Genomic DNA, 7,313 nt, shown 5'->3' on the forward strand with positions numbered 1-7,313 from the left:
CCAACAAGCGGGACAGGTAGGACAACTGGGTATTACGCACCTTTTCACCCAGCGCCAAGTGCGCCACAACCACAACCAACGGCTGAATCGGGTGACCGTACTTGATCACGATCGCTCCGCGACCGGGCAACCCGGGCAAACGGTGATCGGTGATTTCAAACGGTTGGTGCCGGCTGAGAAAGCCATTACTGAACTGGCCAAGGCGGCCAAGGTTGCGGTTCAACTGCTGGTGCCAGAAGGGGAAATCGGCCATGGAGGCCAGGTGGACCAGCTGGTTCATGTTGCGCGAACGCAGGCTGCCGCCGTCCACTTCCTGCAGGCCTACCACGTCGAAGTGGCTTAGCACTTCGGCGATCTGTTCGATGGTTTCCACGCTGCGCGGATGCGCCACCAGATGTTTCCAGCTACCGGTAATGTAATCACCGAATTTCTGGCTGCCGATACCCGCCTGGATATTGAAGCTCATCAGCTTCACCGTGTCAGGGAGCAACACTTCCCGTGTCTGGCGGGTTTTTCTTACCCCTTCCCTTGCGAAGGAAAAGCCCGCAGGGCGGGCTTTCCAATCACGATAGGCCAGTCTGGCACGATCAAGAAGCATCGATCAGCCGCCTTTCTTTTCCTTGTTCGCCAAATACTCAATCACGGCGAACAGCTCTTTATCGCTCTTCAGGTTCTCACGCATCACCAGGTACTTGCCGTTCACTACGAAGTTCGGCACCCCGGGGATCTGGTAAGCCTTGGTCAGCGCGTCAGCCTGACGAATCTTGGTAGACACGCCGAAGGAACCGTACAGCTTGTTGAACTCGGCAGGGTCCACATCGTACTTGCGGAAGAAGTTGGCCAGCGCCGGTTCATTGAACAGGGGCTCACGGTGCTTATGGATCGCGTCGAACAGCGGACCGTGGATTTCATCTACCAGGCCCAGGGCTTCTTCCACGTAATAGGCACGGGCCAGCGGCTCGGCATTACGCAGGAACAACACCGGCGTGCGCACATAGTTGATGTAATCCGGTTTGGTTTTCAGCCACGCGTCAACGGAAGGCTCCAGGGAATAACAATGCGGGCAGGCATAGGAAAAGAATTCCCGCACTTCCACCTTGCTGGGATCATCCACGGCGCCCGGCACATCCAGAATCTTGTAGTGGGTATCAACCGCAAAACGGGTGTGTTCCTCAGCGGCAGCAACTCCGGTCGCCAGCCCCAGACTCAGCAGCAAAGCCGTCACAATGCGAAACATGCAATCCTCTCCTTTCTTGTTGGTTTCCGCCCAATGAGACAACCCGGACGGCATTTTTCTCCCTGGATGAGTGCAATCGACACTCAATCAGAGCCATATCTTTTCATGTTGGCCATAAAAAAGGCAGCCCGCAGGCTGCCTTTTCTACAAACCGTAACCCAACCGCCCTATTTGGACAGCCCGGAGATGAAGCTTGCTACGGCCTTGATCTGGGTATCGGTCATCTTCGCCGCCACCGTCTGCATCATGCCCGGGGCATCGTTGTCAGAATCGTTGGTACGCTTGATGATGCCATCACCCAGGTCGTTACGGCCGGCTGCACGGAAGGCTTTCAGCTGGTCTTCCACGTATTGGGCGTTCTGGCCGGCCAGGTGCGGGTACTTGGCCGCATCGATGCCCTGCCCTGCCGGGCCATGGCAACCGGAACAGGCCGGAATACCGTTGGCCATATCGCCACCGCGGTAGAGCTGTTCACCCTGCTCCACCCAGTCAGCGCTGGCCTGCCCGGCTTCCGGGGTCAGGCTGGCGTAGAAGGCCGCCACGTCCTGCATGTCCTGCTCGCTCATACCGGCCACCTGGCCCTGCATGACGGCGTTTTCACGGGCGCCGGACTTGAAATTTTCCAGCTGTTTAACCAGGTACTCTTCCCCCTGGCCAGCCAGTTTCGGGTAAGTCCCGGTAAGGGTCTTGTTACCATCCTGACCGTGGCACGCGGCGCAGGGAGCGGCTTTTGCTTTGCCTGCCTCAGCATCACCGGCCGCCATGGCCTGGGTGGCTGCCACAGCAGCAGCCATCAGCACGAACAGTTTGAAAAACTTCATGGCCTATCCTTCAGTACAGCGTCTTATTTGCTTTTGGACATGTACTCAATCAGAGCACGGTATTCTTCGTCGCTACAGTCGTTGCACATGCCTTTTGGCGGCATGGCGTTGAACCCTTCCTTCACGTGCTTCACCAGCGTATCCATACCTTTATCCAGGTGTGGCTTCCAGGCAGCTTCATCATGAGAGATCGGAGCTCCAGCGGCGCCGGAGGAATGACAGAATGTACAGCTGCTGTTGTAACGCTCCTCTACGGTTGCTGCATTGGCAGCCCCCATCACCAGAACCATTGCAATACCTGCTACAAAACCCTTCATACCCTACCTCTTCTATGCTGGCGTCGCCGCTGGCGAAGTCCGTTTGCCGTTGCAGGCAAACCGTTGTAGAACGTCGGCTGCCCTTAACACACCGCTACATACCGTTAAATATGCCGTTAAGGAACAAGCGGGCAGGATTATATACCAGTCCGGTGGGCGCCGTCATATTCCATGTGAAGGGTAGGGGTATAGACAAGCCAAGTCACCCCCTCGCCGCATCAGAACGGGCAGAAAGGTCGACTCGAACGTGCGGATTGGCCATTTACGGCGCACTCTGCGGCCCTTCATTTTCACTTGCCTGTGGGTATCCATTGCCAGCCGCAGGCGAGACAGCAAGAATAGCCCCCCTGACCCGACCCAAAGGCCCTTTGCTATGCCCATGCACCCCATGGAAAAAATGCTCCACCAGGCCCTGTTCCTGCAAAGCGCCCAGCGCCTGGACCAATGCCCACCCGATGAAGGGCTGGAAGTGGCCTTTGCCGGGCGCTCCAACGCCGGTAAATCCAGCGCTATCAACCGGCTCACCGGGCAACGCACCCTGGCTCGCACCTCTAAAACGCCGGGCCGAACCCAGCTATTGAATTTCTTCCAGCTGGACGAAGAACGGCGCCTGGTGGACCTGCCCGGTTACGGCTATGCCAAAGTCTCCAAGTCCAAGCGCAATGAGTGGCAGGAACACCTGGATCATTATCTCTCCGAGCGCCAGGCACTGGTGGGCCTGGTATTGATGATGGACATCCGCCACCCCCTCAAGGACTTCGACCTGCTGATGCTGGAATGGTCAGCCCAGGCCAACATGCCTATCCACATCCTCATGACCAAGGCAGACAAGCTGAAGTTCGGCGCCGCCAAGTCCACCCTGCTGCAAGTGAAAAAGCACCTCAAGGAGCATCCGGCACCGCTGTCATTGCAACTATTTTCGGCTACCAATGGCACCGGCTGTGACGAAGCCTGGGACAAGTTGGGGGAATGGTTGGAGATAGGGACAGACGTCGAACGTCAGACGCCGGACGACTAGGCCACCTTTTAGCGTCAGACCTCCGACTTCGGACGTCCGACTTTTCTACAGACAAAAAAAATCCCCGGCAGCAATCTTGGGGGAAGGGAACGATTGCGCTGCCGGGGAGGCTTGCCACCCTGGCCTCTTTGGGGGAAAAGACCAAGGTTATACAGCGACGGATCGGTGAGGGTACTGGGGGATCGGGGTTCCAATCCGTCGCTATGTAGTGAGAGTGCCCTTTTCTGGAAAAAGTTCCAGCCCCCGAAAGTATTTTTCTTCCCAGCTGTCGATCTGCGTCACAAAACTGGCGCGTTACGGCACACCCGTCCTACCCCTCAGCAGACACAATACGTTCGCACCCTCGTATAAAACGGATATCTCACTGATCAATAACGGGTAATTGGCGCAAAGGCAAAACTGGCATGGGGTTTGCTTATTCTTTAACCAACAGGCCGAATAACCTGTGGCCGGCAGAAATGCCGCGCAAAAAAAATCCCTGGCAGCAATCTTGGGGGAAGGGAACGACTGTGCTGCCAGGGAGGCTTGCCGCCCTGATTTCGGGGGAGAAATCAGGGACTCCAAAAGACTACGGATCAGCGAGGGTACTGGGGGATCGGGGGTGCCAATCCGTAGCTATTGATTAGGACCGCCGCTTTTTTCGGAAAGTTCCAGGCGGTTTTATCTTTTACAAATTTTACGATCGAGTCCAACAGCCCTCCGCAGGAGCCTGGCAGCTAGAAGCTCGCCGCTTCCTTACTGCTTCCACGGCTCTCCCCGCGTGTCTTTCATCCGCTTCAGCTGCCGGTGCATGGCAGCCTTGGCCAGCATATGCGCAGACACCGGCGCGGTGATAAACAGGAACAGGGTAATCAGCACCTCATGCAGCTGCAGCCCGCGTTCCTGCCAGGAAAAAAACAGCAACGACGCCACGATGGTGCCACCTACGCCCAGGGTGGTGGCCTTGGTGGGGCCGTGCAGCCGGGTATAGAAATCCGGCAACCGTGCCAGCCCGATGGATCCCACCAACGCAAACACGCCGCCAATAATCACACTGGCTGACACCAGCCATTCAATCAGAGAATCCATAATCGCTCCGCGCCTGACGCTTGAGGCCCAATGCCCGACGCAAATTCACTGCGTCCAGCGTCAGGCCTCGGGCATCCGGCGTTCATTCAATAATATCCCCGCGGGTGACGTACTTCGCCACCGCCACGGTGCTGACAAAGCCGATCAGCGCGATCAGCATGGCCGCTTCAAAATAGAGCTTGCTGTCCACCTGGATGCCGTACACCACAATCAACGCAATGCTGTTGATGTACATGGTGTCCAACGCCAGCACCCGGTCCGGTAGCGACGGGCCGATGACCAGCCGGTACAGGTTTAATACCCAGGCCAGGGTAATCAGTGCCAATGCAATGGAAATAGCCGTCTCTAGCATTCGAAAATCTCCTTTAGCGGCCGCTCGTAGCGCTGCTTGATCTCCGCCACCAGCGCCGCCGCATCATCCACATCCAGCGCATGCACCAACAATGCCTTGCGGTCCGGGCTCACGTCCGCCGACACGGTACCCGGGGTCAGGGAGACGGTGCTGGCGAGCAAGGCAATGGCAAAGTCGTCTTCCAGCTCCAGCGGCAATTCCACAAAGCCCGGGCGAATGGAACGCAATGGCCCCAGCACCTTGATCGCCACAGACACGTTGGCCACCACAATGTCGTACAGCACCACCACCACAAACCCGAGCAGCCGTGGCAGGTTACGAATGCGCGGCACATTCGGCCAGAACGGCCGGGTCCCCAGCGGCAACAACACCGCCAGAATAGCGCCCAGCACAGCATGGCCCGCCGTGAAACCACTCAGCAACATCCAGGTAAACCACAAAATCAGGCTCAGACTGGGATACGGCAACACCCGATATAACAGCGTCATGCGCCACCTCCCAATACCGCAGACAGATACAGGTCCGGGTTACGCAGCTGCTCCGCCACTGCCGCGGTCAACTGCAGCAAGGGCTCCGCATACACTGCCATCAGCGGGCTCAGCAACAGCAGCCCCACCACGGACAACAGGTGCCGGCGAGCCGGCCGCAGGCCGCTGCCCTCGCCGGTGGTGCGCCAGAACAGGGTGGAACCAGCCCGGCTCAAGGCAACCAGGCCACACAACCCGGCGATCAACAGCAGCACCCAGTAGGTCGGGTCTGGCACGCTGCGTAACAACGCCACCTTGCCCACAAACCCGGACAGCGGCGGCAGCCCCACCACGGCAATGGCGGCCACAAAGAACAACAGCGACAGCCGGCCGCCATTAAGAATCGCCGGGCCGATCTGCAGGCAATCCGCCACCTCGCCACGGCCGCGGGCAATCAGATCAGTAAGCAGGAACAAGCCGCCACAAATCAGGGTGGAATGCAGCAGGTAGTACAGCGCCGGCCCCAATGCCTGCAGCTGACCGAAGGCCAGTGCGGCCACCAAGGTGCCCACCGACATCACCACCAGATAGGACACCAGCGTGCCCAACCGCTTCGCACCCAGCACACCGATACAGGCCAACCCCAGTGTCACCAGCGCCAGCCACCACAACGCTTGCAGCCCCAGCCCGGCAAAGGGGCCATCGGCAAACGCCAGGGCATACACCCGCACCATGGCGTAGATGCCCACCTTGGTCATGATCGCGAAGAGCGCCGCCACCCCAGCAGTGGCGCTGGCATAGGCAGCGGGCAACCAGAAGTACAGCGGGAACATGGCCGCCTTGAGGCCAAACACCACCCACAGCATCAACACCGCCACTTTCAACAAGGTTGCATCGGTCCCCGTAAGCGCTTGGGCTTTCACGGCAAAGTCCGCCATGTTGAGCGTCCCGGTGGTGCCGTACACCAGCCCCAGGGCAACCAGGAACAGGGCTGACCCCACCAGGTTAAGCACCACATAGTGCAGCCCCGCCTTCACCCGCTCCGGGCCACGCCCGTGCAGCGCCAGGCCATAGGACGCAATCAGCAGCACCTCGAAAAACACAAACAGGTTGAACAGGTCGCCGGTGAGGAAGGCGCCATTGACGCCCATCAGCTGGAACTGGAACAGGGCATGGAAGTTGGCGCCTTTGCGGTCATCGCCGCAGCTGGCGTATAACAGCGCGGGAAACGCCAGCACTGCGGTCAGCAACACCATCAAGGCACTGAGCTTGTCCAGCACCAGCACAATGCCGAACGGCGCCTGCCAGTTACCCAGCGCATAGACGGTGATCTCCCCACCCCAGGCCTGATCGCCCAGAAAAACAGCCACCGCCAGCATCGCCGCGCAGGACAACAAGCCGGTGAGCCGTCGCAACCGATGCCGCTCACGCACCTCCAGCAGCAGCAACATGCCCGCCAGAGCCGGTATCAATACCGGCGCGATAATCCAGTGGTTCATGAACGGCCTCCGTCATCCGGTTTGCCATCCACATGGTCGTTATGCAGCTCGCCCTGGCTACGCAGGGCCAGCACCACCAGGAACGCAGTCATCGCGAAACCAATCACGATGGCAGTCAGCACCAGCGCCTGGGGTAGCGGATCGGTGGGGTCCGGACTCATGCCAACCACCGCCACCTGATTTATTTTCAGCCCGCCCATGGCGAACAGGAACACATTCACGCCATAACTCAGCAGCGTCAGGCCCATGACCACCGGGAAAGTCCGTGCACGCAGGCACAGGTACACCCCGGAGGCCACCAGCACACCAATAATGATTGCGACCAGCAGTTCCATCAGGCGTTCTCCCTCTTGTCATCCAGCAGCGACAGCTTGCCCAGGTTGGCCAGCATCAGCAGCGTTGCCCCCACCACAGTGAGGAACACCCCGGTGTCGAACAGCATGGCCGTGGCCAATTCAAATTTACCGATCACCGGCAGAGACACATAGGTAAAGGAACTGGTCAGGAACGGGTAATCAAAGACCCAGCTTCCCA

11 protein-coding genes are annotated in these 7,313 nt (G+C 58.8%); 1 reads left to right on the top strand and 10 read right to left on the bottom strand.

The genetic code is table 11. The features are described from left to right. From A3754_RS24795 to A3754_RS24810, 4 genes are all read right to left on the bottom strand, one after another. On the bottom strand, positions 1-466 hold a 466-nt coding region (locus A3754_RS24795), incomplete at its 3' end, for an endonuclease/exonuclease/phosphatase family protein (protein WP_231880784.1). A gap of 135 nt (positions 467-601) precedes the next feature. Beyond that, positions 602-1,237, bottom strand: coding sequence for a thiol:disulfide interchange protein DsbA/DsbL (locus A3754_RS24800; RefSeq protein ID WP_063521623.1), 636 nt, complete (start codon positions 1,235-1,237; stop codon positions 602-604). Positions 1,238-1,404: 167 nt separating this feature from the next. Next, positions 1,405-2,058 carry a cytochrome c gene (locus A3754_RS24805; protein ID WP_063521624.1) on the bottom strand — a complete coding sequence of 218 codons (654 nt, stop codon included), beginning with the start codon at positions 2,056-2,058 and terminating at the stop codon, positions 1,405-1,407. Positions 2,059-2,081: 23 nt separating this feature from the next. Further along, positions 2,082-2,375, bottom strand: coding sequence for a cytochrome c5 family protein (locus tag A3754_RS24810; RefSeq protein ID WP_063521625.1), 294 nt, complete (start codon positions 2,373-2,375; stop codon positions 2,082-2,084). Between the two features lie 373 nt (positions 2,376-2,748). On the opposite strand from A3754_RS24810, the gene yihA reads away from it, so the two are divergent. After that, positions 2,749-3,393, top strand: a complete 645-nt coding sequence (gene yihA / locus A3754_RS24815; RefSeq protein WP_063521626.1) for a ribosome biogenesis GTP-binding protein YihA/YsxC — start codon at positions 2,749-2,751, stop codon at positions 3,391-3,393. 735 nt (positions 3,394-4,128) lie between these two features. On the opposite strand, the gene A3754_RS24820 is transcribed toward yihA, so the two are convergent. The 6 genes from A3754_RS24820 to A3754_RS24845 all read right to left on the bottom strand — a co-directional run. Further along, positions 4,129-4,461, bottom strand: a complete 333-nt coding sequence (locus A3754_RS24820; RefSeq protein ID WP_063521627.1) for a Na+/H+ antiporter subunit G — start codon at positions 4,459-4,461, stop codon at positions 4,129-4,131. 82 nt (positions 4,462-4,543) lie between these two features. Continuing rightward, on the bottom strand, positions 4,544-4,813 hold the full coding sequence (locus A3754_RS24825; protein ID WP_063521628.1) for a K+/H+ antiporter subunit F: 270 nt from the start codon (positions 4,811-4,813) through the stop codon (positions 4,544-4,546). Beyond that, positions 4,807-5,301 carry a Na+/H+ antiporter subunit E gene (locus tag A3754_RS24830; protein WP_063521629.1) on the bottom strand — a complete coding sequence of 165 codons (495 nt, stop codon included), beginning with the start codon at positions 5,299-5,301 and terminating at the stop codon, positions 4,807-4,809. Before A3754_RS24830 ends, A3754_RS24825 begins: the two co-directional genes overlap by 7 nt. After that, on the bottom strand, positions 5,298-6,779 hold the full coding sequence (locus tag A3754_RS24835; RefSeq protein WP_063521630.1) for a monovalent cation/H+ antiporter subunit D: 1,482 nt from the start codon (positions 6,777-6,779) through the stop codon (positions 5,298-5,300). The genes A3754_RS24830 and A3754_RS24835 overlap by 4 nt, the downstream gene beginning before the upstream one ends. After that, a complete protein-coding gene (locus A3754_RS24840; RefSeq protein WP_063521631.1) occupies positions 6,776-7,114 on the bottom strand; it encodes a Na+/H+ antiporter subunit C in 339 nt (112 codons plus the stop codon). The genes A3754_RS24835 and A3754_RS24840 overlap by 4 nt, the downstream gene beginning before the upstream one ends. Beyond that, the coding region (locus A3754_RS24845; RefSeq protein WP_156497214.1) for an MnhB domain-containing protein at positions 7,114-7,313 on the bottom strand (200 nt) is incomplete at its 5' end. The genes A3754_RS24845 and A3754_RS24840, both read right to left, overlap by 1 nt.

This window comes from Alcanivorax sp. HI0083, from assembly GCF_001635175.1.

Excerpts from the sequence above, each read along its gene's own strand:
- A3754_RS24800 (WP_063521623.1), bottom strand. The coding sequence starts at position 1,237 with ATGTTTCGCATTGTGACGGCTTTGCTGCTGAGTCTGGGGCTGGCGACC.
- A3754_RS24835 (WP_063521630.1), bottom strand. The coding sequence starts at position 6,779 with ATGAACCACTGGATTATCGCGCCGGTATTGATACCGGCTCTGGCGGGC.
- A3754_RS24805 (WP_063521624.1), bottom strand. The coding sequence starts at position 2,058 with ATGAAGTTTTTCAAACTGTTCGTGCTGATGGCTGCTGCTGTGGCAGCC.
- A3754_RS24840 (WP_063521631.1), bottom strand. The coding sequence starts at position 7,114 with ATGGAACTGCTGGTCGCAATCATTATTGGTGTGCTGGTGGCCTCCGGG.
- A3754_RS24810 (WP_063521625.1), bottom strand. The coding sequence starts at position 2,375 with ATGAAGGGTTTTGTAGCAGGTATTGCAATGGTTCTGGTGATGGGGGCT.
- A3754_RS24825 (WP_063521628.1), bottom strand. The coding sequence starts at position 4,813 with ATGCTAGAGACGGCTATTTCCATTGCATTGGCACTGATTACCCTGGCC.
- yihA (WP_063521626.1), top strand. The coding sequence starts at position 2,749 with ATGCCCATGCACCCCATGGAAAAAATGCTCCACCAGGCCCTGTTCCTG.
- A3754_RS24830 (WP_063521629.1), bottom strand. The coding sequence starts at position 5,301 with ATGACGCTGTTATATCGGGTGTTGCCGTATCCCAGTCTGAGCCTGATT.
- A3754_RS24820 (WP_063521627.1), bottom strand. The coding sequence starts at position 4,461 with ATGGATTCTCTGATTGAATGGCTGGTGTCAGCCAGTGTGATTATTGGC.